Origin of the sequence: Streptomyces adelaidensis (genome assembly GCF_016598475.1) — a bacterium.
GTDB classification, from domain to species: Bacteria; Actinomycetota; Actinomycetes; order Streptomycetales; family Streptomycetaceae; genus Streptomyces; species Streptomyces adelaidensis.
On record NZ_JAEMUX010000003.1, the window covers coordinates 22714 to 44393 of the forward strand.

19 protein-coding genes and 1 pseudogene are annotated in these 21680 nt (G+C 60.5%); 7 read left to right on the plus strand and 13 right to left on the minus strand.

All coding sequences use genetic code 11. The features are described 5' to 3' along the window. The first annotated feature begins 35 nt into the window (after nt 1-35). The 3 genes from I8N67_RS02125 to I8N67_RS02135 all read left to right on the plus strand — a co-directional run bounded on the left by I8N67_RS02125 (nt 36) and on the right by I8N67_RS02135 (nt 4437). The gene (locus I8N67_RS02125) at nt 36-716 is read left to right on the plus strand and encodes a replication-relaxation family protein (RefSeq protein ID WP_200300813.1); all 681 of its coding nucleotides are present in this window, start codon (nt 36-38) and stop codon (nt 714-716) included. A 131-nt stretch (nt 717-847) separates the two neighbouring features. Beyond that, complete coding sequence (locus I8N67_RS02130) at nt 848-3265, plus strand: hypothetical protein (RefSeq protein WP_200300814.1); 2418 nt, start codon at nt 848-850, stop codon at nt 3263-3265. Nucleotides 3266-3348: 83 nt separating this feature from the next. Beyond that, complete coding sequence (locus I8N67_RS02135; RefSeq protein WP_200300815.1) at nt 3349-4437, plus strand: hypothetical protein; 1089 nt, start codon at nt 3349-3351, stop codon at nt 4435-4437. A 178-nt stretch (nt 4438-4615) separates the two neighbouring features. On the opposite strand, the gene I8N67_RS02140 is transcribed toward I8N67_RS02135, so the two are convergent. Continuing rightward, complete coding sequence (locus tag I8N67_RS02140; RefSeq protein ID WP_234044836.1) at nt 4616-5482, minus strand: hypothetical protein; 867 nt, start codon at nt 5480-5482, stop codon at nt 4616-4618. A 212-nt stretch (nt 5483-5694) separates the two neighbouring features. On the opposite strand from I8N67_RS02140, the gene I8N67_RS02145 reads away from it, so the two are divergent. Beyond that, nucleotides 5695-6270, plus strand: a complete 576-nt coding sequence (locus I8N67_RS02145; protein WP_200300816.1) for a hypothetical protein — start codon at nt 5695-5697, stop codon at nt 6268-6270. A 33-nt stretch (nt 6271-6303) separates the two neighbouring features. Here I8N67_RS02145 and I8N67_RS02150 read toward each other — a convergent pair whose 3' ends face one another. The 9 genes from I8N67_RS02150 to I8N67_RS02190 all read right to left on the minus strand — a co-directional run bounded on the left by I8N67_RS02150 (nt 6304) and on the right by I8N67_RS02190 (nt 17354). Then, a complete protein-coding gene (locus tag I8N67_RS02150) occupies nt 6304-7731 on the minus strand; it encodes a tyrosine-type recombinase/integrase (RefSeq protein ID WP_200300817.1) in 1428 nt (475 codons plus the stop codon). Continuing rightward, entirely contained in the window at nt 7731-7958 is a 228-nt protein-coding gene (locus I8N67_RS02155) for a helix-turn-helix domain-containing protein (protein WP_200300818.1), read from the minus strand. The genes I8N67_RS02150 and I8N67_RS02155 overlap by 1 nt, the downstream gene beginning before the upstream one ends. Before the next feature lie 78 nt (nt 7959-8036). Continuing rightward, nucleotides 8037-8819 (minus strand): replication-relaxation family protein, encoded by a 783-nt coding sequence (locus I8N67_RS02160; protein ID WP_200300819.1) that lies wholly within the window; start codon nt 8817-8819, stop codon nt 8037-8039. Nucleotides 8820-8973: 154 nt separating this feature from the next. After that, on the minus strand, nt 8974-11109 hold the full coding sequence (locus tag I8N67_RS02165; protein ID WP_200300820.1) for a type IV secretory system conjugative DNA transfer family protein: 2136 nt from the start codon (nt 11107-11109) through the stop codon (nt 8974-8976). Between the two features lie 517 nt (nt 11110-11626). Then, on the minus strand, nt 11627-11941 hold the full coding sequence (locus tag I8N67_RS02170) for a hypothetical protein (RefSeq protein WP_200300821.1): 315 nt from the start codon (nt 11939-11941) through the stop codon (nt 11627-11629). A gap of 148 nt (nt 11942-12089) precedes the next feature. Beyond that, complete coding sequence (locus I8N67_RS02175; protein ID WP_200300822.1) at nt 12090-14468, minus strand: SGNH/GDSL hydrolase family protein; 2379 nt, start codon at nt 14466-14468, stop codon at nt 12090-12092. Nucleotides 14469-14548: 80 nt separating this feature from the next. Continuing rightward, nucleotides 14549-15037, minus strand: coding sequence for a DUF3846 domain-containing protein (locus I8N67_RS02180; RefSeq protein WP_200300823.1), 489 nt, complete (start codon nt 15035-15037; stop codon nt 14549-14551). Nucleotides 15038-15212: 175 nt separating this feature from the next. Beyond that, nucleotides 15213-15539 carry a hypothetical protein gene (locus I8N67_RS02185; protein ID WP_200300824.1) on the minus strand — a complete coding sequence of 109 codons (327 nt, stop codon included), beginning with the start codon at nt 15537-15539 and terminating at the stop codon, nt 15213-15215. 390 nt (nt 15540-15929) lie between these two features. Further along, nucleotides 15930-17354 carry a recombinase family protein gene (locus I8N67_RS02190; RefSeq protein ID WP_200300825.1) on the minus strand — a complete coding sequence of 475 codons (1425 nt, stop codon included), beginning with the start codon at nt 17352-17354 and terminating at the stop codon, nt 15930-15932. A gap of 44 nt (nt 17355-17398) precedes the next feature. Between I8N67_RS02190 and I8N67_RS42185 the strand changes: the two are divergent. Beyond that, nucleotides 17399-17473, plus strand: a pseudogene (locus tag I8N67_RS42185) (mismatch-specific DNA-glycosylase); the annotation flags it as partial. A gap of 44 nt (nt 17474-17517) precedes the next feature. On the opposite strand, the gene I8N67_RS02195 reads toward I8N67_RS42185, so the two are convergent. The 3 genes from I8N67_RS02195 to I8N67_RS02205 are packed head-to-tail and all read right to left on the minus strand — an operon-like array spanning nt 17518 to nt 19669. Next, nucleotides 17518-17955, minus strand: a complete 438-nt coding sequence (locus I8N67_RS02195) for a hypothetical protein (protein ID WP_200300826.1) — start codon at nt 17953-17955, stop codon at nt 17518-17520. A gap of 41 nt (nt 17956-17996) precedes the next feature. Then, the gene (locus tag I8N67_RS02200; protein WP_200300827.1) at nt 17997-18719 is read right to left on the minus strand and encodes an ABC transporter permease; all 723 of its coding nucleotides are present in this window, start codon (nt 18717-18719) and stop codon (nt 17997-17999) included. A gap of 2 nt (nt 18720-18721) precedes the next feature. After that, nucleotides 18722-19669 (minus strand): ATP-binding cassette domain-containing protein, encoded by a 948-nt coding sequence (locus I8N67_RS02205; protein WP_200300828.1) that lies wholly within the window; start codon nt 19667-19669, stop codon nt 18722-18724. Between the two features lie 109 nt (nt 19670-19778). Between I8N67_RS02205 and I8N67_RS02210 the strand changes: the two genes are divergently transcribed. Both I8N67_RS02210 and I8N67_RS02215 read left to right on the plus strand, forming a co-directional pair. Beyond that, nucleotides 19779-20936, plus strand: coding sequence for a sensor histidine kinase (locus I8N67_RS02210; RefSeq protein WP_200300829.1), 1158 nt, complete (start codon nt 19779-19781; stop codon nt 20934-20936). A 40-nt stretch (nt 20937-20976) separates the two neighbouring features. Then, nucleotides 20977-21642, plus strand: coding sequence for a response regulator transcription factor (locus I8N67_RS02215; RefSeq protein ID WP_200300830.1), 666 nt, complete (start codon nt 20977-20979; stop codon nt 21640-21642). Nucleotides 21643-21680 lie beyond the last annotated feature (38 nt).

Below are 21680 nucleotides of genomic sequence, written 5' to 3' on the forward strand. Positions count from 1 at the left end.
AAAACACCGTGGCCTATCCGGACGGAGGTCGGACCGTGGAGCTGACCCAGCGCGACTATGAAGCGCTCAAGCTCACCCATACCTTTTCCCAGCTCGCTTCAACTCACCTTACGGAGATGCTGTTTGCGGATAGGTCGCACTCGGTTCCTGACAAGGTGCTCGGCCGGTTGGTACGGCTCGGCTACCTGTCGCGGGTTGGTCGTCGGGCAACCGGAGAGAGGGGCGGGGCCGGGGCGTTCGTCTACCAGCTCGGCCGCGCTGGCCGCTTGCTCCTGGGCGTCGAAGGGCGGCTGTCGCCCAACGTCAACAACCACGCTCTCATGATTGCCGACACCTACTTGGAGTTGCGACGAGCAGAGAAGAAGGGCGTCCTCGCGGTCACGGCCTGGGAGGTAGAGAGGCTCGTTCCGCCAAGCATCCGTGCTGATCTGTACGTGGCCCTGGACTTCGCCCACGACCACCGCAGCAGTGCGTACTTCCTTGAGATCGACCTGAGCACTGAACAACCGGCACGCATCCGGGAGAAGGTGGCCGGGTACTGGCGGGCCGTCGAGATGAGCACGGCTGACTACTTCCCGTACGTGGTGTTTGTGGTCAAGCATCAGGTGCGCAAGAACGAGCTTGCCCGCATCTTCCGGCAGCTCCCTGAGGAGCAACAGGAGATGATGCGGGTCTTCCGTATCCGGGAACTGATACCTGAGCTGACGCGTCTTTAGATGTTGTCGATAGCACGACACCAACAGAGTGAAGAGCATTGAACAACAGAGGCGGAAAGAGGATAATAGAAACAAGAATAATCGAGAATTCAAGCAGAAAAATTCGAGTAGCGCCTTGAGGAGACGTACGTATGGGTGGAGAGCTAACCTACCAGAACATTACTGCAACCGTACGTCCGCCACGCTGCGCGATCTTCATTAACAGGAACAGCGGTCATTGGAAGACCGCAGCCGACGGCGCTATTGCCGCGGCCTCCGAGGTCTGGGGAGGTCGCTACTTCCTCATCATTCCTACCGATGGCGCCTCTATCGCAGATAAGTACTGGGAACTTCTTGAGGCGTACAGCCCTGACTACCTTGCTACCTACAGCCTCAGCTTCTTGGATCTTGAGTATGCTGACCCAAAGATCTACCAGAGAGCCAAGGAGCGTCAGCGGAAAGAGTGGATCGCTAAGGAGTTCCCCATGGAGAGCTTCGAGAGGCTCTTCTCGGAGAGCGCGTCTATGTCTCACCATGACCAACTTGAAATCACTGACGACCTCCAAAAAGAACTTCTCTACCGTCTCAGCCCGTTTCATCATGACACTTATGCAATTGACCAGCATGTGAGTCGAAGCTCAGGCTTCGGTTACCCGTTTACCAAGATTGCTAAGATCGCTTCGTGCGCTACCCAACCTATCGGTCAGGTGAATCTCCCTAAATCTGAGATCGACCCCACCCTGTCTCTGTTGATCCACTCGCAGACCGGCACCAGCAGCGAGGGATATCAAAAGGACATGGATGAGCAAGGTTTCATTACCAAGTCCATTCCGGATGACTATGATTCGCTAGATCTTTTCGGGGAACTGATCGGCGAGAATCAGCTGCACGGCCAATCGGGGGGTTACGCTCAGAATGTGCCGTTCACCATCAATATGCTCCATCTCGGCCAGTACTACAGAGTCGACCTCCATCGAACGCATAAAGAACCAGTCGTGCTCGTTCTCGGCGACACAGTGGACGACTTTTGCCTGTACTACTCTCTCTCGCGGATGCACGAAGGAGTCATCTGGCTGCCGCTTGCGTGGCTAAAGAATTTTACCGTTGCCCTCAATCGACGACGAAAGCTGCGGGAACAGGGCAGCACCAATATTCCTCCGTTTACTGCCACAGACGAAGCGGCTCGCCGGCTTGTCGGCATAGCATTTGGACTCATCAAGTACGGTCATGACCCCAAGCGTCTTCAGCTTTGCAGTATGAGCTTGAGCAAGAGGCAGCTTGTTGCTTATAAGAGCCAGATGGCTAGAAGCTCTGTTGAAAGCTCCCGTTTCATCGCTGCTACGGACTGCGTCGATATCGCCTCCATCTCGACCTCTTGCGCGCTACGAGTGTTCGAGCAGGCCAATTACGCCAACTATAGAAGTATGGGATTCATCGACGGCAAGAGCGTGAGCCCCCTCGATACGCCCAAACCTAAGAATTTCAGTGAGATCAGGTTGGGTGATCACTACTGGCTGACATCACTTCAGGTTGAGGGTTATCAGCCGCCATCGCTTCCGACTCTTGGTCCTGACATTCTCAAGTTGTTCAGGGGTAGCTCGACGACTGAATCTCGCGTCGCAAACGATGGTGTCGTCTACCTTTGCCCTAACGCCATGATCTTCGGTAACGAGCTGGATTCAGTCCTAGTCCGACCAAAGATCGAGATGCCGGACGTGATGAGTCTGTTTGATTCGTACTTCGCGGCTACCGATGTCACGACTCAGTACTCCGACAAAGGAAAGTTTTTCAACGACACAGTGAGTCGGTTTGGTGGTCTTGATGAGCTCGGAAAGTTTATCAAAGCCAAGGCGACCAGATCCGTGTTGGATAAGTTCATGCAGACAAACAAGAATGTAGATGATGGCGTCTTCTACGTCCGCACGGATCAGAGGGCATACCTGGACCTTGACGCGTTTGCAGCGAGTATCGGGAGTAAGGAGGCTGCCGCTGATCTGGTGGACGAGCTCCTTACGAAAGATGTTCTTCAGCGCGGCTACATCTTGAAATGCGAGCGGTGCAGTCTATCTTCCTGGTACGGCCTAAATGCGCTCTCATCGACGTTCACGTGCAATCGTTGCTCATTCCGCCAACAGTTCACGCAAAAACACTGGAAGAACGGGATGGTAGAGCCGCGGTGGTGCTACAAGCTCGCGGAGACGGTCTACCAGTTCTACGAGAAGAACTCGCATCTCACCGCTCAGGTGCTTTACAAGCTCAAGTCGCAGTCCACTACGGCGTTCCACTACGCCCCCGAGATCGACCTGCTCAACTTTGCAGGGCCAGGCAAGAGCCGAGAGATGGACGTTGCTTGCATCCTCGATGGTCAGATCGTCTTCGGTGAGTGCAAGACGGAGACCTTGAAGCTTAAGGATGTAGAGAAGTTCGAAGCACTCGTGCGTAAACATCTCAAGAATCCGGCGAGAATCGTGTTCGCAACAACGCAGAGTGTGTCAGATGATTTTAAGAAGCGGATGAGTCGTTTGCCGAACGCTGAGCTGATGGTCCGCAGCGACTTGTACGACGATTAAGACCTGGTAGTAATGGGAATTAAAACGGTCCGAATGATTCTGGATCGAGAACGGAGAAAATAATGGGAGTTCAAGATGATGTAGTGGCACTCGGCATAAAAAGTGATGCGGCTTATGTGGGGCGCTTTGGCCGCGACTTGGGCGAGTCGAGAGCTGCGGAGCACAATGGCACTATCATGTTCTGTTTGGCGCCGTACCTGTCACTGTTTGTGTATGAGTCGTATAGCAAGCTCAAGCGCATTGACCCGACATTGCCCGCCTTGTTGTCAGCTGATGCCGAAGCGATCGTCGCACGTTCGCGCCACAGCTTGAAGCTATTCGAGGACAACCGGCGAGGCATCGAAGGTCAGCTCACTTATTTCCGTGACGAAATTTCCCCTGCGCACACGGATAGGTTCCTGAATAATACGTGGCTTAAGGCCGCCCGTTTCCTAGAGACGGACTTGGGTCTCTATAGCTACGACGGAAGGATTATCTCGACAACGCATGCCGCCACGTTCCATATGGGCTTTGATCCTGTCGAAATGCTGAAAGAGGGATCGGGCCCTGAGCTTCAGGCTATCTACGAAGAGTACGGACGCTATTTCGGTCGCCTAGGTGCAAGAACCGATTCAGGCGCGAAGACCTTTGTGAGTCAACTCGATCCGATGCGCTTTGATCAGCGACGCAACGACGTTCGATCGACCAAATACTATGGACAGGTATTTAATGGCAAGGGCACACCAGACATCAACCGACTCCTGATGGTATTCCGGGGGATGATGAACTTCGTCGACTCGGTGGTCGCGCTGGGCACAGATGCGAATGAGGTCGAATACACCGTATTCAAGATACGCTTCCTGACCCTCTATCAGGTTCTTGGCAGCTTGCAGATGCTTCACGATGAGCGACCTGGTGATCTGACCGCGCGGTCCACGACGCTTATCGAGAAGATCGCAGGTACATCGTCGGCAAGCCTGATTATGGATCGCTCAGCAAAGCCGTTCCGCAACACCCTGATGCACTACAACCTAGACTCTCGCGTCGACCTGGCGAGGGTAGATGTAACTCAGCCGCTCTTCGGACTCGTGCCGATTTATTTTCCGTCGCACGATGCTGCATCGTTCGTCGAAGCCGTTGACTTCTGTATCGAAGAAACCACATCAGTCATGGAAGAATGGGCTACTGCCTGAGCAGTGAGCGTGGAGTTTGTACGGCGGGCACAAGGGCTTGACCATCCGCACATAGAACAGTCCCGCGGCCACTCGGTCGTGGGGCGCCTCGCTTGCGGGGTTTGATCAGGCAGACCTAGTAGTCGTGGCCGGCGCCGAGTTGGTGCCTCGGTTCTTCCGTGCGAAGACCGACGATGCGTCAGTTGCTTGTAGCTGCGTCCTGCCCCCCAGTCACCCGAGTGATCCTGAAGATGGCGACAGTCCCCAAGAAGGGCGATGAGCCACCAGTAAGGGGGTAGTCGCCTGCCGTTGCGGCGTAGAGGGCGAGCTTCATCTCGGCAAGATCCTCCAGGATGGCAGTGATGCTTCTCTGCGCGTCCCGTACCGAGGAGCGAGAGAACTCGATGTCTCCTGAGATGTCGCTCCAGTCCTGGAAGGTTTGGATCGCACTGTCGATGAGGTCCTGCTCTTCGTCGGTGCAGTCGTCTGGTTCTTCATGTGGCAACCATCCGAGACAACCTGAGAGGACTGGCCAGAGGTCTCGTCCTGTCTTCATGTGGTCGAGCACCACGACTTCAAACTCTGGCTCGTCCACCGTGATGACGTCGATGATCCTGTCGACCTGCTCCTTCTTGAGCTTGCTGATCACATCGGCGAGCGTCTTGAGTCCCCACACCTCGATGGTGATGCCCGGGTACAAGGGACGAAGCTCGTTGTCGATGAACTGGTCGACCTCGCCCGGCAACGTGTCGTTGGTGAGGAAGCGCCATACCTGCACGTCCCGATGCTCCTTGAGGCAACCCTCCAAGTCGCCGCGGATCTTCGCCTTGGTCTTGTCGATCCGCTCGCCGCGCGTGGCGTGCGCTGCGAAGAAGACCCGGGCCTTCGGGCAGTAACCGTCGTTCTTTGTGTCGCCCTTCGGCCCAGCCGCTCGCACGGGTTGGTAGTCGCCGGGGTACAGCTCCAGGCCGAGCCGATCCATGCAGTCCTGGAAGGCGTTGCCCTCAAGCCGGAGGAGCTGCCCCTCCACGAGCTTCCGTAGCGAGTTCTGATCCACGGCAGTCATTACCTCATGACACCTACGCCCGGCGCAGCTAGGTTGCGTAGATCAACCGGCCGTGGCCGGCGCGGGGTTGGTCGTCTTGGTCTATGCGGAGAGATTGAGCTTGGGCGTGTAGGCCACCGGGCTCAAACCCCTGGTGGGCGAAGTTCAGGATCAGGACGCCCAGACATATCATACTGTTCAACAAATGATGGATGTGTAAGAGGAGACGGTGTATGCACTTCACGCTCACGTATAGCGGCCAACTGCCGAGCAGCAGCAACGCGAAGGTCAAGCATGAAATTCGCCGAAAACTACACCCGCAGCTTAAAGAGCTCTGGAGAACCCACCCTGCGTTGGCTGGTTGCAAGAACCTGGTAACGCGAGATAGTGAAGAGGAAGAAGACAGCAGTGATGCTGCCTTTCTGACTGCCATTCAAGGGAACAACTTCGCTCCGCTGGTACACCCCTACTACAAGCTCTACGCCGAACTGGACATTTTCCTGTTGCGACCGGAGGCTCCTGGCGCAGTTATCTCTAAGGCTGGTGATATCGACAACCAGCTCAAGACCTTGTTTGATGCGCTACGACGACCAACAGACCAAACCGAAGTGCCTTCCTCGTGGTCGCCAACTGCCGACGAAGTTCCGCTGTACTGCCTGCTAGAGGATGACAAGCTAATTACGAAGGTAAGTGTTGAGACTGATCGACTGCTGATCCAAGGAGCTAATGAGAAAGAGGTCCAGCTGACTATCCGGGTAAGCGTGAAGGGTTTCACGGCCACTTGGGGAAACATCGGGATGATTAGCTGAGAGCGGGCTGGCCTGCGAATTGGGTGGCTCTACTTACGTGGCAAGTTCTACCTCCTCACCCGTCGTGTTTTTGACGGCTAAGTTGACGGCAACGACCCCCAACATCAACCGCCTTCTGTGTACTTTCAAAGCCGCATCGACTTCTGTTATCCGCTCTGGCACGCTGGCCCGAATGTTCTTGCCAAGGAAGAGGTCCCGGGTTAGAGTCCCGGTACTCGCACCAGAGGTAGAACCCGACCACCAGGTCGGGTTTTTCCTCTCTTGACGGTTAAGTTGACGGCTACCGCTGCCGTCAATGAAGCGCGCCAGCGAACTAACTCTTTGTTCTTTCCTCGACGCTTCGACTGGAAGCAACCGCTCTTCTATCAGCTGTATGGCATCCTGCTGGCCTTCGTCTTCATCGCCGAGCACATAGAGTTCGGTAGTGCTCATACGCGAGTGGCCGAGAATGTGTTGGATAGTCCTCATCGGCACCCCGAGATAGCGCAGCAGAGTTGCTTGGGTGCGACGCACATCATGAACGGTAATGACTCGTAGGCCGTTCTTATTGCAGAACCTCTGAAACATCTTGAGGAAGTTCTTTGGGTCTATAGGTCCACCGCTATCGGTCGTGAACACTAGCTCCGACGTAATCCCCCGGGCTCGCTGTTCTTCATAGTGTTCACGGAGCGCTTCAAGCACGTGGCTAACAAGCGGAAGGTCGCGACGGCTCTTTTTCGTTTTGAGTGGCCCAATGTGCATGCGTCTTCCCGAGCCGGTCAGCTGCTGACGCACGTGAAGGATTCGCCTCTGTGCATCCACGTCTTGCCAGCGCAGCCCAAGGAGTTCTCCTTTCCGGAGTCCGGTGGTTGGGAGCAGCAGATAGGCAGCGTGTAGGCGCTCCGAGCGGATGACCGTTAGGAACTGTTGTATTTCGTCAAGACGCCAGGGTATTGCTTCCTTCTTCTCGCCGGGATCTGAGGGGAGTTCAACAAGGCGGGCCACATTGCGGGTAATCAGTTCTTCCCGCATGGCACGCGTCAACGCCGAACTTAGTACCTTCCTGATCGTGGCTATGTAGGTCACGGTCATACCGGCGGCTCGTAGATTGGTGAAGTACACCTGAGCCACGGGGACGGAAAGCTTATGAAGGTACTGGCCTCCAAGTCCTGGTTTCAGGTAGAGCCGGACGATTGTCTCGTCCTGGGCGTATGTGTTAGGGCGACGATTCGGCTTCACGAAACCCTCAAGCCAGTAGTCTAGGTAATCTCCGAGTCGGTAGTTTTTGTCAGCGACTGGGATGCCGTTGTTGTGGTTGGCCTTTAGCTCAGTGAGCCTTCTGTCTGCTTCCTCTTCTTTCTTGACGGTTGTCCGGACGTGCTTTATTTCTCCGTTTGCGGACAGAACCCACGCAGCAACGTCCCACCGTCCGTCCTTACGCCGAGAGATTGACCCTTGGCCATTAGCTCTACGGCGGGCCATTAGGCAAGGGACTCCCGGGAAAGTCGCTGGACGTAGGTGCGCAGAGCGTCGGCCGGTATGAAACGGCGTCTTCCGATCTGCACCGACTCAAGTAGACGCGAGCGAATCAAGTCGTATAACTTCCACTTGCTGATCCGCAGTCTCAAGTACGCCTCGCGTACCGTAAGAAGAAGTGGTGAGCCGGCGTCTCCGCGGAGCTCGGTGGTGTGCGTGTTTTCTTCATTCATATAAACCCTCCTTAGTTGTAACTCAATTTGTTGTGCTTGTTAATGACTTTGGTGGACTTCGGCATTGTGGTTTCTGCATCATGCGGCGCTTCCAGATGTGGTGCCACCCAGTAGCTTCCCGCCGGTCCCTAGAAGACCGGTTTCAAAGAGCGCGTGCGCGTCTTGAGCAAGCTTGCGAATCACGCTGTCGATGCGTTCCTTGCGGCGCTCGTCCTTCACGAGCCACAGCACCTTTGGGAAGACGCCGCGTCGTTGTTGCTCCATGCCGGAGCGCCAGTAATCGATGTAGCGCTGTGACTTGCGCTGGATGGTCGGCAGCGTCTCCGTGGACAGATCGACCTCGATGAACGTGCTGCTTTCGAGAGCGGCCGAGCCGAGACGGATGTACGCGTCCGGCTTGACGACGACCAGTTCGCCACCGGGGCCGGTGAAGTGACGCCAGGCGTTTGGCTCCGAGTCGAAGGCCAGTAGTTCGCCGTGCCCTGCCCAGTGCTGCTCAACGAGTTGAACGTAGAGTTCCGACACCTCAAGCATGTGGTCTTGGAAGTACGGTTTCGTCTCCCAGGTCCGCCGACGTTTCCCGCCAGCCGGGCCGTCCGCGTTGATGACCGCTTGTCCCAGGCCGGACAGGCCGTAGATGTAGCCGGACGAGCCCGCCCGGATGCCGCCGATGACTCGGGAGAACCGGACGACGACGCCGACCTTGGTAAGTCGCGTCATCAGAAGCTGCGCCCGGCGCGTCCGTGCGCTTGGTGATCCATCCACGAAGAACAGGCGCTGTAGTTGGCGGACGCTCAACAGCCGAACGCGTTGCAGCGCGCCCAGGACGGCAAGGTCACGGTCGCTGAGTCGGCGGCGCACACGGTCTACCCGCCCCGTGGAGAACGTTGGTGGTCTCATCGGAGACCTTCTCTCGGTGAGACATCCTCTGGCGCTTGGAGCGCAGCAACAGGGGAGTACTGACTACCGCAACCAACACGACAAGAAGGCCGAGGCGAACCGGGGAAGCGAACCGTCATGGGTGGCTCCGTGGCACCTGCCCTATGGGTGCGTCGGGCGTAGAGGAGCGTCCTTGCCACCGCTGACGAAGTTCCTCGTCCAGGCCGGGGCCGTCGACGCCGTACCGCTGGGCGCTTGCGCGTCGAAGGTCGGCGGGGTCACTGAGTATCCGGCCGTCAGGTTGGAGGGTGCGGATCAGGAACGGCTCGCTGGGACGTCGATCGACTAGGACTTCGGCGTACGCCTCGTGCGCGCCAAGCCGTGCCAGATCACCAGCCACCAGGCCGCCGCCAAGAACAGCAGCAAGAGGTGCTGCGTCCTCGACGCTTGGACGGAAGACGACACGGTTACGAGCGTTGGCGTTGAAGCCTGCCCGCATCTTCGAGGAGAGCTGGGCCAGGTGCTGATGCGCCACGGTAAGGCCGACGCCAAGCCCGCGCGCCTGGGCGAACATGTCGCCGAGATCTACCGGCAGCTTCAGGTAGTTATGAACCTCGTCGATGACCACCATGGCCGGCTGACGGTTGGTTGTCGGCATCAAGGCGCGTCGCTGCATGGCTTGCCAGAGCTGCGTCACTAGGAGCGCGCCGAGTTGCTGTGCCGTCTCCGCCCCGATGACGCCAGTGTTCAAGTTCACCAGCACGATGCGCGGCCGTTGGAACAGCTGGTCCAGATCGAACCGTGGTTGCGCTTGGCCGAGCATTCTTCGGATGGCCGTGCGGCTTAAAAAAGCCCGGGTCTTGTTGAGAACCGGACTGATGACTTGTTGACGTTCTGCTTCCGAGAGGCCGTCGTACCAGGAGAAGAAGGGGGCGAGGACGAGCGGGTCGTTTACCTCCGTGAGCACCCGACGGCGGAAGCCATGGTTGGTTAGGAGGACGGGCAAATCAGCCAGGGTGCCGTGACGACTGCGGGCCAGCGCAGTGAAGGCATGCAGGAGCACGTCACTGCTTCTCGGGCCGATACTGCTGCCGTAGAGCTCGTGGAACAGGTGCAAGAGATGGTCGGCTCGTTGCTCGGCACCGGCCACAGAGCCCGCCAGCGGGTTGAAGCCGACGACCTCACCGGCGGCCGTGGGCTCGATGATGACGACGTCCTTACGACGCCCCGCGGGCACGCCGGCCAGGATCGCTTCTACCAGGTCGCCTCGCGGTTCAAGAACGAAGACACTTCGCCCCGCCCGGATGTCCGCTCGTGTCCACTGCTCCAACACCGTGGACTTGCCGCTTCCAGTCGGCCCGACGACCTGGATATGGTGCAGCGCACTTTCTGTCGGCAGCGTGACGAGTTGATCGGTCTGACTTGGGTGTAGGCCGGCACCGAGGACGCGCTCGGTTCGTTGGTGCCGCCGTTCTTGTGGCAGCAGGAGTGCGAAGGGTGCCGGGTGCTGACGACCGTGAGCCGTGGCGAGTGATCCAGCTCCATCTACGGGCCAGCCGAGGACGGCGGCCAGTTCGGCGGCGTTGAGGATGCCCGACCATCTGAGCCCTGTAACGTGGTCGAGCTGGTCAGCGGTGCGGGCGGTTGGTCGGATGACACGGAGCTGGGCACGAGCGGCGTTGGTCAGTTGGAGCGCTTCGCCCAGTCGCCGCACGATGGCTTGAACGTGTCCACTATGCGCAGAGCGGGCACCGATCCGGCCGCGTACGGCGAAGAGCGGTTCCGCAGCCTTCTGCCTCCACAGCCGCTTATCGTCGGCCGTCGCTTGAACCACCGCCCGTAAGCCGAGGGCGCGGGCAACGCTGAACTCATCCGGGCGGTAGCGGCGCTGCTGCGCCGGGCCGATGACCCACTGGACAACGGCAGACTCTCCTTTGGTCAGAGCGTTCATGACCTCCAGGAGCCCCGCCGCGACGCTTGGCCCCGCCTCTGTTCGCAGCGGCTCCGTGTCACTGGACACCTTCACGTTGGACGCCGCCTGTGTCAGTGGCCGCGACGGATCAGGGGTGGGGACGAGCACGAGGCCGGACAGCTGGGCGCGAAGCTGAGCCGGTATGTCGTCGCTGATCTGGGGATCGATCCCGACCAGCCAGCGCACAGTGCCCGCCTTGGCGCGCAGTTCAAAGGTCACGTCGGGCGTTCTTCTCCACCAGCCGACCAACGGCCGATGCGCGAGCGGTTGCAGTACCTTGACCACGTCGGCGGGCGACAACTCGTGAGGGAAATGAACCTCGAACCAACTGAGCCCCGATTGAGGCGGTGCGCCTCTCGCTTTAGGGTTGATATCTTGTATTGGCATAGGCCCTCCTTCCGGTGTTACACGTTGACTTCCGAAAGCTCAGGGCAGCACAAAATAAGCCTCACGATACGATCGCGGGGTTCGTTGTGCGGCTGCACTCAACTTGTTGCGGAAGGAAGCAGCATTCCCGAGCGACTTCGCGTCACCGTGTGCGTACTTCTACTTCCACTATGGGGAAGGGGGTTTGTTCATTCAATGGCTTTGGCGCAGACCACAACACCGGTGCGAACGTCTCCAACAGTGGTGATGGAGGCAATGAAACGCGTGGGTGCGCAAGCCTTGTATAACCTAGTACCCCGACACCAAGAGTGACATGGCTTGCTGAGAATTTGAGGAGTTCAATTGTTGAGGTTTGCAAGTAAGTGCGGACAAACAAAAAAGACTCCCAACTTGGGGAGTCTTCGGCTTTTCACCTTGTTATTAGATGGATCTAGTTTCCAAAGTTTTGCACGAAGTCGTAGTAGACAACGATAAATAAGATGATGGATCCGACGCCAGCAAAGTTCAGCAGCGTTATGAGCCGCCTAAATTTTTCAAACTTAGCTTTATTTCGCAACATGAGCCACGAAAGATAGATGAGAGGTAAGTATGGGAGCGTGTAGACGAGAAACGACAGCTCAAATGCTAACACGGCCTGAACGGCAATCATAGCGACCCATGCACCCATAATTGATATGGTCGCAATTAATGCAACCTTGCCGATTTTTTCATTTTGAGTTGGAGTGTTTTGTTTACGCTTAGTCATATGCAGTGATTATATATCATTTCGCCGGATAACTTCAATATTCATTGCGGCATTGAGAAGGCCCCCAGTTCAGAACTGCCGTCGTGGCTATTCATGAACTGAGGGCCGTGGCTCTCCAGTGCTTCGTTCTACTTCACGAGACGGTACGTCAGTTGCCCATGTACTGGGTCATGACATCCGCGAAGGCTCGTTGCCCTTTCTCGCTGGGGTGGAAGCTCTCTGTCGTGTCCTGCGTGATGAGTCCGTTGAAGAACGGCTCGCCCGCACACACGTCATGCCCACTGAAGGGCGAGTCCACCTCGTCAGCGTCGACGTAGTGGATGCTTGGGTCATCGTCGTGAACGTTACCGACCGTAGTGCTGATCGTTGTGTTTAGCTCGTCGAGGACCGTGCGCATCTTCGTCTTGTTGGCGAGGATCGCTGGATAGCCGATCTGCGACGTTGACAGGCAGAGGTTGTTCTCGTCCTCCACCACGATCGGCGGATACCCGAGCACGTACACCTCGGCGTTGGGCGCCTCGGTGAGGATGTGTCGATACACGGCATCCAGCTTCGGAGCGAGAGTGCCGATGTCGGCGAGTGCGTCGTCCACACTGCTTTGGCAGTTGACGATGGCGAAGCACCCCTTGATGACATCCCCGAACCCGATGTCGTTGCCGCCGATCGTGATTGTCACGAGTTCGGTTGCATTCGACAGGACTTGGCCCTGCGGGTCCTCGTCCAGGTTCGTCCCACTCCATGAGTTTTCGATGACGGGCGTTTCCGCGCCGCCACACGCCACGAAGCCGTTCGGCTCCAACTGGAAGGGACTGTGCGGGTCGCGGTTCAACGCCTGCGGATATGCATTCGCACTCCGGTAGCAGGTGTTGTTGTTCGGTACGACCGTTGACGGGTCGTAGTTCCCAGCTCCTTGTCCGGATGAGTAGGAGTCGCCCAAGGCCACGTACTTCTTCGGCGCGGGCTGCGCCGGAGTGTTGGCGTTGAGAACCTCCCCTCGCGGGTAGTCCATGCCGAGCCCTTGCACCTTGACCGCGTGCAACTTGAAGTCGGTTGCGGTCGTGCAGTTGTCGGAACACGTGTTGGTGTTGACGTACACGGTGTTGGGGCCGATCACGGCCTTGGTGCCCTGGGATTCCAGGCGGTAGCCGTAGACAGGTCCTTGACTGCTGTCGAAGTTCCCGCGCATCTCCTCTGCGTACTCCACGACCTCAGCGTCCACGTCGATGACGCCGATGCTGGTGACGGGGACTTGGTACGGAGAAGAGGTGCGTTGCACCATCCAGTACCGGGTGACGACCAGCTTGCCCGTCATGTCGACGGCGTAGGTGCTCGCCTTCACCAGGTTGCCGGCGGAGTCCTTGTTCGGGAACTCCATGCTGCCGACCTTCTGGCCGTTGACGTTGAGTTCCGTTACTGCCGTGATGTACTCGTTGGAGTTGGGAACAGTGCCGTTGACGACCTTCTGTTCCTCGCTCGTCACGATGACGCCTCCGCCCGGGGTCGGGTGGAGGAAGAACGGATAGCGCTTTTCGGCGCCTGGTTCGGACACGGTAGTCGTCCACGCCACTTTGCCGAGGCGCGGATCGTAGACCGAGACCTTGATGCTTGCGTTGACACCCGTACCCGTGTAGGTCGGGAAGAACAGGCGCCCTTGAGCGTCGAATGGCGTATCTCCGGAAGCGAAGGGCACGCTGGTAGGCGGCTCTCCGAGGAGTTTGCCGCCGTAGCTGACGTACTGGATCCGTTCGCCGTAGTTCCACGTGGAGACGATGCCGTCCACGTAGGCGAAGAGCCGGTTGCCTGAGCTGCATGTCCCCTTGACGGGGATGTCCAGCACCTTGGTCGGTGCTGTCTGCCCGGGCGCGAGCTCGGGCTTCAGGCCGATGAGGTGCTGGTTGTTGTCGACGAAGTAGATGTTGCCGTTGCCGCCGACGACAGGGGGCGAGGACGTGGCACAGCCCGTCTGGTACTGCCACTTCAGCGTGTTACCGCTGTAGGCAAGAAGGGTTGAGCCGCCGTCCGGCTTCCCGTAGAGGTCACCGTTCTTGTCGACTACCGGGCGGATGATGCAGTTCGCCTTGCCGGTGATCTGAGCCGTACGGTCCAGCTGACGAGTAATACTGCCAGTGGGGCCGTAGGTGACCAGGTCCTGGTTGGGGACGTAGGAGCTGTTGTAGTCGCACCCAACCGTCACCGCACCCTGTGGGCTCGTGGTCATCTGCTCGATCCACTTCGCCTTCAGGCTGACTGCGGGGTAATGCCGCTCGGGCATCGACTCCGCTGCGCTCGCTACACCCGCCGACGTAAACGTCAGGAGCGAAGCCACCAGCGCCAGCAGCAAAGCTGCTATTGCCGGATGACGTGTTCTCGGTTGACGCACTTGCGTCTCACCATCTTTCTTGGTCGTGTCGGATTGTGAACGTACGGAGGCAAAAAAAAAGAGGGTCGCCGCGCCTATGGCGCAGCCACCCAACTGATCGCCTCTTTTGACTGAAAGAGCCGCTATATTTATGACATCATTCAGCATTTTTGCAAAGAGTAGAATTGACAACAGGTAATGAAGAAACCCCCTCCGAAGAGGGGGAATCCCACGGGAAGGCTGTGAAGTCACACGCCGATGACCCGAGCACTCCTGACGGTAGCGAACGTTTCCTCCTGGATGATGGCGTAGTTGTACGCCTCCAGCCATCCGTCGAATGTCACCGCCTTACGCGACCACGGGCCGTCAGGATGGTGCAGGAACTCGACGCCGTACGTCTCGGTCTCCAGGAGCAGTTCTATCAACTGCGGGGGAACCGACTTGGTGCGTCCGCTTTGATTGGGCGCTCCGGTGAGGATTGCATCCCCACTGATATACGCCCGCCCGCGGAGCCCCTTGGCGTGCTGCCACAGCAGGACAGTGCCGCGTAGGTTGTGCGGCAATGACCAAAGCATCGCCTCGTCATTGGCGAAGATCGAAGCTGGCGGACTGTCGAAGTTGAACGCTTCGTACTTGCCACCGACCATCTCTTGCATGGTTTCCACGTTCTCCGCGTCGAACTCAACCCGCTTGAGGGGCTGCGTTTCATCGCTGGGAATCAGGATGCCGGTTATCACGTAATCACGTGCCTTCTCGACCGTGGGACTGTGTCTGGAGTGACGGTCGTTTTCACTCCAGATTTAGATCTCACGGTGAAGTGATGAAGCCCCGCCCCGGCAACTCTTGTGAGTCGCCAGGACGGGGTGTTCCGCCTCAACCGCCGGGAGCGGTGGCGGGAGGCGGAGTAGGGGGTTAGCCGTTGCCGTTTCCGACACGGGTTCCAGGGACGCGGCCACGAGTGCCACGTGCTTCCTTCAGAACCTTCGGCATGTCCGGGGCGGCCTTGTTGAACTCCTCCAACGGGACGTACGCGTCACGCTTGGTGCCGTCGGGCATCGTGATTTCGAGGATCACCAGATCCTCGCTGATGTCCGAGAACGACTTGAGTTCGGGAACGAGGACGTCCAGCGCCTTCGGCTGGTCGATGTCCGGGTGCTGCCGGACGACTACCGCAGCGAACTGCTTGTCGTCGGCTTCCTTGCCAGTGAGGTCGGAGACCTTCTTGCTGACGATTGCCATCTTTCTGCTCCACTCGGTTGGGTAGGTTCTGGGCCGGCTTGTTCCTGGCCCTACATCCATTTATGCACTTTCAACAGGGGTATTAATAGAGAGTTTGACGTAACCACAACACCGAAACGAACAGACATGAAAGTGAAGGAGAACAATGGAAACAAGGTGATTTTGCGTGCTTGATATATAATTAGGCGTAGAGAAATATCCATGACAGCCAAGCAAGAGAGCAAGCCAGCATCGATCCAGCAACCGGACTCAAAGGTCCAGGTCGTCAAGAGTGAGACGGGCACAAAAGAATCCAGCCCCGCGACCGTAACGACGCAAGACTGGATTCAACGAGAACTAGCAAAGGCACCTCCTCTTACGCAGAAGCGCCAAAAGAAAGTTGCACGGTTATTACTCGGGTGAACGCCGCCAAACCGGTTTCGCCCGTTCTGCTTCATACACGCCACCCTTAGGATTGCTGGCAGGCATGATGGCGAAGACTTCAAATATCTCACCGATGATAGCTTGTTGGCGCTCAAGCCCTATGTGATCCCATTCATCAGCAGCGGTCGTAACTTTCCGTTTCATGCGGACATGCTTGACAGCTTGGAACTGAAGAACTTTCTGCTCATTCTCCAGTTCCTTGATTGTGGCAAAGACGATCGAACCTGACATCGCACCGGTACGGTAAGCGGTCATCAGCTCGGCAATCTTGGCCGTGACTTCATCGAGCCGTGCTTGGCCCTCAAAAGGCTTCTCTTCTATCTCCTCGATGGGTTGGTTAAGGTAAGCCAGCACCAAAGCAGTGATCTGCTTGTCTAGCTTGGGGCCGGAAATGGCCACCCTTGCACATCCGCCAGCATCAACAGACTGACAACTGTAGGTGAAGTAGGTGTCAGTCTTACGGGTGCGTACCATTCGGGAGCCACATAGCCCGCAACGAAGAAACTTACTAAGCAGCCCTTTGGTCGGCTTCCGTCGACGTCCTGGCTTGGTCTCTAGCTCCTTGCAGAGTGCCCGCCAAGTCGTCTCGTCTATCAGGCCGCCGTCTCGACGTTTGATCGGCTTGCCATCTTCGCCGATTAGCAGTTCCTTACGATAGACGGCAAGGCCAGCAATTCCCGGGTGAATCAGGATACGGCGTACGGTCTCACCAGTCACGCGACCGCCGCGCGCTGTCGTGATGCCTTTCGTGCGCCATTCATCGGCTAGCGCCGTGGGTCGTACGCCTGCGAACACGTCCTCTATCGCCTTGAGCGTGATGGCTCCCTTCTTATCGTTGATAGAACCATCTTTGTTCCGGTAGAAGGCGGGGTAGTTGCTGTAGACGTTTCCCTTCAACGCCTCGTCGCGGTAGAAGTCAGTCACGCGCTTCACCGTCTTCGCGCTCGACTGATTGGCAACAGCGACCAACATACGCGCGATAGTCTGACCGTCAGGGTCTGTAAGATCCAGGGTCATTGAAGGCAGCCACAGCACCGGCTTGGGACGCTTCTGCTTGACGTGGGCATCGCAGTACGCCTTGATGACGCGTTCCAGGTCTGTGTTCTGACGAAAGATGCGGTCGAGATCCCACGCGGCTATGCCGTCGTTCTTGTCGGCGATAAAGTCCCGGAGCCACGCTTCGAAGTCGTCACGAAAGACTTCCGGCTTATAGGCCGACTTGTCGTTGTCGGTGTAGTCGCGCGTCAGGACGGCATCCCGTGAGGCAACAAGCGGGTGCACTGTCCGCAACTGTCGATCGATGCCAGGTGCCCGCTCTTCATCCGTATCGGAGATGCGAGCATAAGGGCTGACCCTCAACGGCGAATTTGATTCTTTATTGATCCTGCTCACAAGATCAATTTTATTACAAATGGGTAGTTATTGAAATGTTCAGAGGGCTGAACGCGCACTGGACGGCGGCGACGATGGCGGAGGAGTTCGGGCGGCTGCGGGTGGCGGCGGAGGGCTGACCGGCGGATTTCGAGCGTTGGGTCCCGCCGGTGGGGGCGGCTCGTCAGGGTGGGTCGATCTCCGTTATCAGGGCGACGAGTTGGAACGGCAGTTCCTTGTCCCACTGCGAGACGCCGAGGGCGACCCAGCGGCCGTCGGCCCGCCAGAGGTGGACGTCCGGGACGTGGGAGCTGAGCGGTCCCCAAGGCTCGGCTATGTCCTCGCCCTCCAGATAACGGCTGGACACGCTCCACAGGCTGAAGACGTCCGGGGGTCCCCAGCGCTCGGCCAGTCGCTGCGACAGGGCGTCTCTGTCGGCCTCGAACTGAGTCTCGGTCTCCTCGCGTTCCGTGCCGTCGTCCTCCCAGAAGTCCGTGCTCGTCGCTAACTCGGCGAGGCGGTAACCGGGGCCGGCCACGCCGGTGCCCGACCGGCCGTGCGCCGCGGGGAACTCCTCGGAGCACAGCCGATCGATCGTGACGAGATGTCGCGCGATGGTCATGTCGTCCAGTAAAGCGCGCACCACTGACAACTGGCGGGGCGTCACGCGTCCCGGCGGCGTACGCTCCACGCGCCCGCCGCCAACGCGGCGGCTGTCCACACCGCCGTCACCGCCAAGCCGCTCCAGGGGCCGAGCGCGCCGTCGGACGTCTGGTGGAGGATCACCTGACCCGCCTTGTCGGGCAGGAAGTCGGCGATGCCGCCGGAGACTCCCCCGACGACGAAGGAGACGATGAGCAGGAACGGGACGAGGATGCTCAAGGTGGCCAGGCCGCTGCGCAGGAGGGCGGTCAGGCCGGCCGCGAGGAGGGCCATCAGGGCGAGGTAGACGCCGCAGCCGACGGCGCCGCGCAGGCACTCGGCGGCGGAGAGCCCGCTCGCCTTGTCGCCGAGGACGGCGCTGCCGACGGCGAGGCTCACGAACCCGGTGAGCAGGCCGACGGCCAGGGCCGGTACGCCGATCGCGACCGCCTTGGCCGTGAACCACCGGCCCCGGTGGGGTACGGCGGCCAGCGAGAGTCTGAGTGCGCCGCCCTGGAACTCGGACGAGACGGCCGTCGTACCGAAGGCGACCGCCGCGACCTGGCCGAAGTTGACGCCGAAGAACGCGGCGAACAGCGGGTCGAAGTCGGTGCCGTCGGAGTCGAGTCCGGCGAGCGCGGAGAAGGCCGCGGTGGCGAGTACGACCGCGGCGAGGGCCCAGATCATGGACCGCAGGGTGCGGATCTTGATCCACTCGGAGTGGAGGACGGGTGCGAACGCCATGGTCAGGCCTCCTGGGGCTGGGCGGGGGCGGCAGAGGTGGACGCGGCGGCGGTGAACTCGGTCTCCGTGGCCGTCAGATCGAGGTAGGCCTGCTCCAGAGTGCCCTCCTCGGGGGCAAGTTCGAGGATCGTCAGGCCCGCGCCGGAGGCGAGGCGGCCGATGTCGTCCACGCGCGCGTCGAAGACCGCCCGGCCTCCGTGCTCGCCCTCCGCCGTCCGGTAGCCGTGTCTCGTCAGGAGGTCGGCGAGGGCCTCTGTGTCCGTGGTGCGCACCCGGACCCGGGGCTGCACGCGCGCGTGGATGAACTCCCGCATGGGGGTGTCGGCGAGGAGGCGTCCTCGGCCGAGGACGATGAGGTGGTCGGCGAAGGAGGCGGTCTCGTTCATGAGGTGGCTGGAGACCAGTACGGTCCGGCCCTCGCGGGCCAGGCGGCGCAACAACTCGCGGATCCAGATGATCCCTTCGGGATCGAGGCCGTTGGACGGCTCGTCGAGCAGGACGACGGGCGGGTCGCCGAGGAGGGCCGCCGCGATGCCGAGGCGCTGCCGCATGCCCAGGGAGAAGGTCTTCACCCGGCGCCGCGCGACCTTCGTCAGGCCCGTCTCCTCCAGTACCTCGTCCACGCGGGCGGGCTCGACGCGGTTGCTCGCCGCGAGCGCGCGCAGATGGTCGTGGGCGGTGCGTGATCCGTGCGCGGCCTGTGCGTCGAGCAGCGCCCCGACGTGGCGCAGGGGCTCGCCGAGGCCGGCGTAGGCGCGGCCACCGATGGTGGCGGTGCCTGAGGTGGGCCGGTCCAGGCCGAGGACGAGCCGCATGGTGGTGGACTTTCCGGCGCCGTTGGGGCCGAGGAAGCCGGTGACCCGGCCGGGCTCCACTCGGAAGGTGAGGTGGTCCACGGCGCGGGTGGTGCCGTACTCCTTGGTGAGTTCGTGTACGTCGATGCTGGTCATGGGGCCCATCCTGGCCGTCGGGGTGGTGCCGGGGCCTCCCCCGTCGGTGGAGGACGTCTCCCCCGCCCGGGGGAGGTGCGTTGTCAGTGGCGGCTGGCACGATGACCGAATGGCCCGCTTCCTGCGCCCGGTGACCCGGGGGACGACGTACACGCGCTTGGTGCATCTGTGGGTGCCGATGCTGATCGTCAGCCTGTGGCTGTTCATCATGCCCACGCGCCCGTGGGTGCCTGCCCTGTTCCTGATCCCGCTCGGGTTGGTCCCCGCCGTGCGGCTGGGCGAGGGCGTGCAGGCGCGGTTGCTGCTGACGCCGGGCGAGGAGGAGGAATCGGGGATCTCCGTGGCACCGTCGGCCACTTGGCGGGACCGGTTGCGCACGGTGTTGTGGCTGGAAGTGCGGATGGGGCTCGGGGCGCTGACCTTGGCGAGCACCGCCTGGCTGCCCATCCTCACCTACGATCTCGTCTCGGTCGCGTTCGGGCACGTGCCGACGGACAACCTTGTGCTGAGGGGTGTCGAGCCGCACTGGGCGTACGGCCTCCTGGCTCCGCTCACCCTCGTTCTGGCGTTCGCCGCCATGGTCGCCCTCGGCGAGCTGATCACCGCCGTAGCCCGCCGGCTCCTCGGCCCCTCGGCGGCCGAGCGGTTGGCCACCTTGGAGGAGCGCACCGAGCAGTTGCTGGAGCGCAACCGGATCGCCCGGGAGCTGCACGACTCCATAGGGCACGCGCTGACGGTGGCGGTGGTGCAGGCGGGGGCCGCGCGGGCGGCGGGCGATCCGACGTTCACCGACCGGGCGCTGAGCGCCATCGTGGACACCGGCCGGGCCGCGCTGGAGGATCTGGAGCGGGTGCTCGGTGTGCTGCGGGAGGCCGGCCGGCCCGTGCACGAAAGGCCCACACTGGCCGAGGCCGACCGGCTGCTGGAGTCCGCGCGCACCTCCGGCGCGAAGGTGGACTCCGAGGTGTCGGGGCCGCTGGAGACGGTGCCCGGTCCGGTGTCCCGCGAGGGGTACCGCATCCTTCAGGAGTCACTGACCAATGTGCTCCGGCACGCCGGTGACGTCCCGGTCCGGGTGCGGATCGCGGTCGCGGACGGCGGTCTCGACCTGGAGGTCCGCAATTCGCTGACGGCGGAGATACCCGGGCCCGGCCGGGGCAGCGGCCTGCGCGGGATACGCGAACGGGCGGCGCTGCTCGGCGGCCGGGCGCGGACCGGCCCCGACCGGGGCGACTGGCAGGTGCGCGTCGAGCTGCCGCTGAACTGATCGGCCGTTCGACCACCGCTCGCTGATCTACGCTGACCGGATGCCCCTGATCACCGTGCTGTTGGTCGACGACGAACCCCTCGTACGCGCCGGTCTGCGGGCCGTTCTGGAGGCACAGCCGGACATCGAGGTCGTCGGGGAGGCGGCAGACGGTGCCGCGGTGATCCCGCTGGTGCGGCAGCTGCGGCCGAGCGTCGTCGCCATGGATGTGCGCATGCCACTCATGGACGGCATCGAGGCCACACGCGCGGTGCTGCGGACCGTGCCGGAGCCGCCGAAGATCCTCGTGGTGACGACCTTCGAGAACGACGAGTACGTGTACGAGGCGCTGCGCGCGGGCGCGGACGGCTTCCTGTTGAAGCGGGCCCGGCCGGCCGAGATCGTGCACGCGGTGCGGCTGGTCGCCGAGGGCGAGTCGCTGCTGTTCCCCGCCTCGGTACGGCAGTTGGCCGCCGAGTACGGCGACGGCGTCGGCAATCTGGTGGCGCGGGCGGTCATGGAGCGGGCCGCGCTCACCGAGCGCGAGGCGGAGGTACTGCGGCTGATGGCCCGCGGGCTGTCGAACGCGGAGATCGCTGCCCGGCTGGTCGTGGGCACCGAGACCGTGAAGTCGCACGTCAGCTCCGTACTGGCGAAGCTCGGGGCGAGAGACCGTACGCAGGCGGTGATCGCGGCGTACGAGTCGGGGTTCGTGGCGCCCGGCTGAGCCGGGCGGGGCCTTGTTCGGCAGCAGGTCGGGGGTGG

Bases quoted from the DNA above. Each gene is read 5' to 3' on its own strand.
- I8N67_RS02130 (WP_200300814.1), top strand. From the start codon at position 848: ATGGGTGGAGAGCTAACCTACCAGAACATTACTGCAACCGTACGTCCG.
- I8N67_RS02140 (WP_234044836.1), bottom strand. From the start codon at position 5,482: ATGACTGCCGTGGATCAGAACTCGCTACGGAAGCTCGTGGAGGGGCAG.
- I8N67_RS02145 (WP_200300816.1), top strand. From the start codon at position 5,695: ATGCACTTCACGCTCACGTATAGCGGCCAACTGCCGAGCAGCAGCAAC.
- I8N67_RS02150 (WP_200300817.1), bottom strand. From the start codon at position 7,731: ATGGCCCGCCGTAGAGCTAATGGCCAAGGGTCAATCTCTCGGCGTAAG.
- I8N67_RS02155 (WP_200300818.1), bottom strand. From the start codon at position 7,958: ATGAATGAAGAAAACACGCACACCACCGAGCTCCGCGGAGACGCCGGC.
- I8N67_RS02170 (WP_200300821.1), bottom strand. From the start codon at position 11,941: ATGACTAAGCGTAAACAAAACACTCCAACTCAAAATGAAAAAATCGGC.
- I8N67_RS02175 (WP_200300822.1), bottom strand. From the start codon at position 14,468: ATGCTGAATGATGTCATAAATATAGCGGCTCTTTCAGTCAAAAGAGGC.
- I8N67_RS02185 (WP_200300824.1), bottom strand. From the start codon at position 15,539: ATGGCAATCGTCAGCAAGAAGGTCTCCGACCTCACTGGCAAGGAAGCC.
- I8N67_RS02195 (WP_200300826.1), bottom strand. From the start codon at position 17,955: ATGACCATCGCGCGACATCTCGTCACGATCGATCGGCTGTGCTCCGAG.
- I8N67_RS02200 (WP_200300827.1), bottom strand. From the start codon at position 18,719: ATGGCGTTCGCACCCGTCCTCCACTCCGAGTGGATCAAGATCCGCACC.
- I8N67_RS02205 (WP_200300828.1), bottom strand. From the start codon at position 19,669: ATGACCAGCATCGACGTACACGAACTCACCAAGGAGTACGGCACCACC.
- I8N67_RS02210 (WP_200300829.1), top strand. From the start codon at position 19,779: ATGGCCCGCTTCCTGCGCCCGGTGACCCGGGGGACGACGTACACGCGC.
- I8N67_RS02215 (WP_200300830.1), top strand. From the start codon at position 20,977: ATGCCCCTGATCACCGTGCTGTTGGTCGACGACGAACCCCTCGTACGC.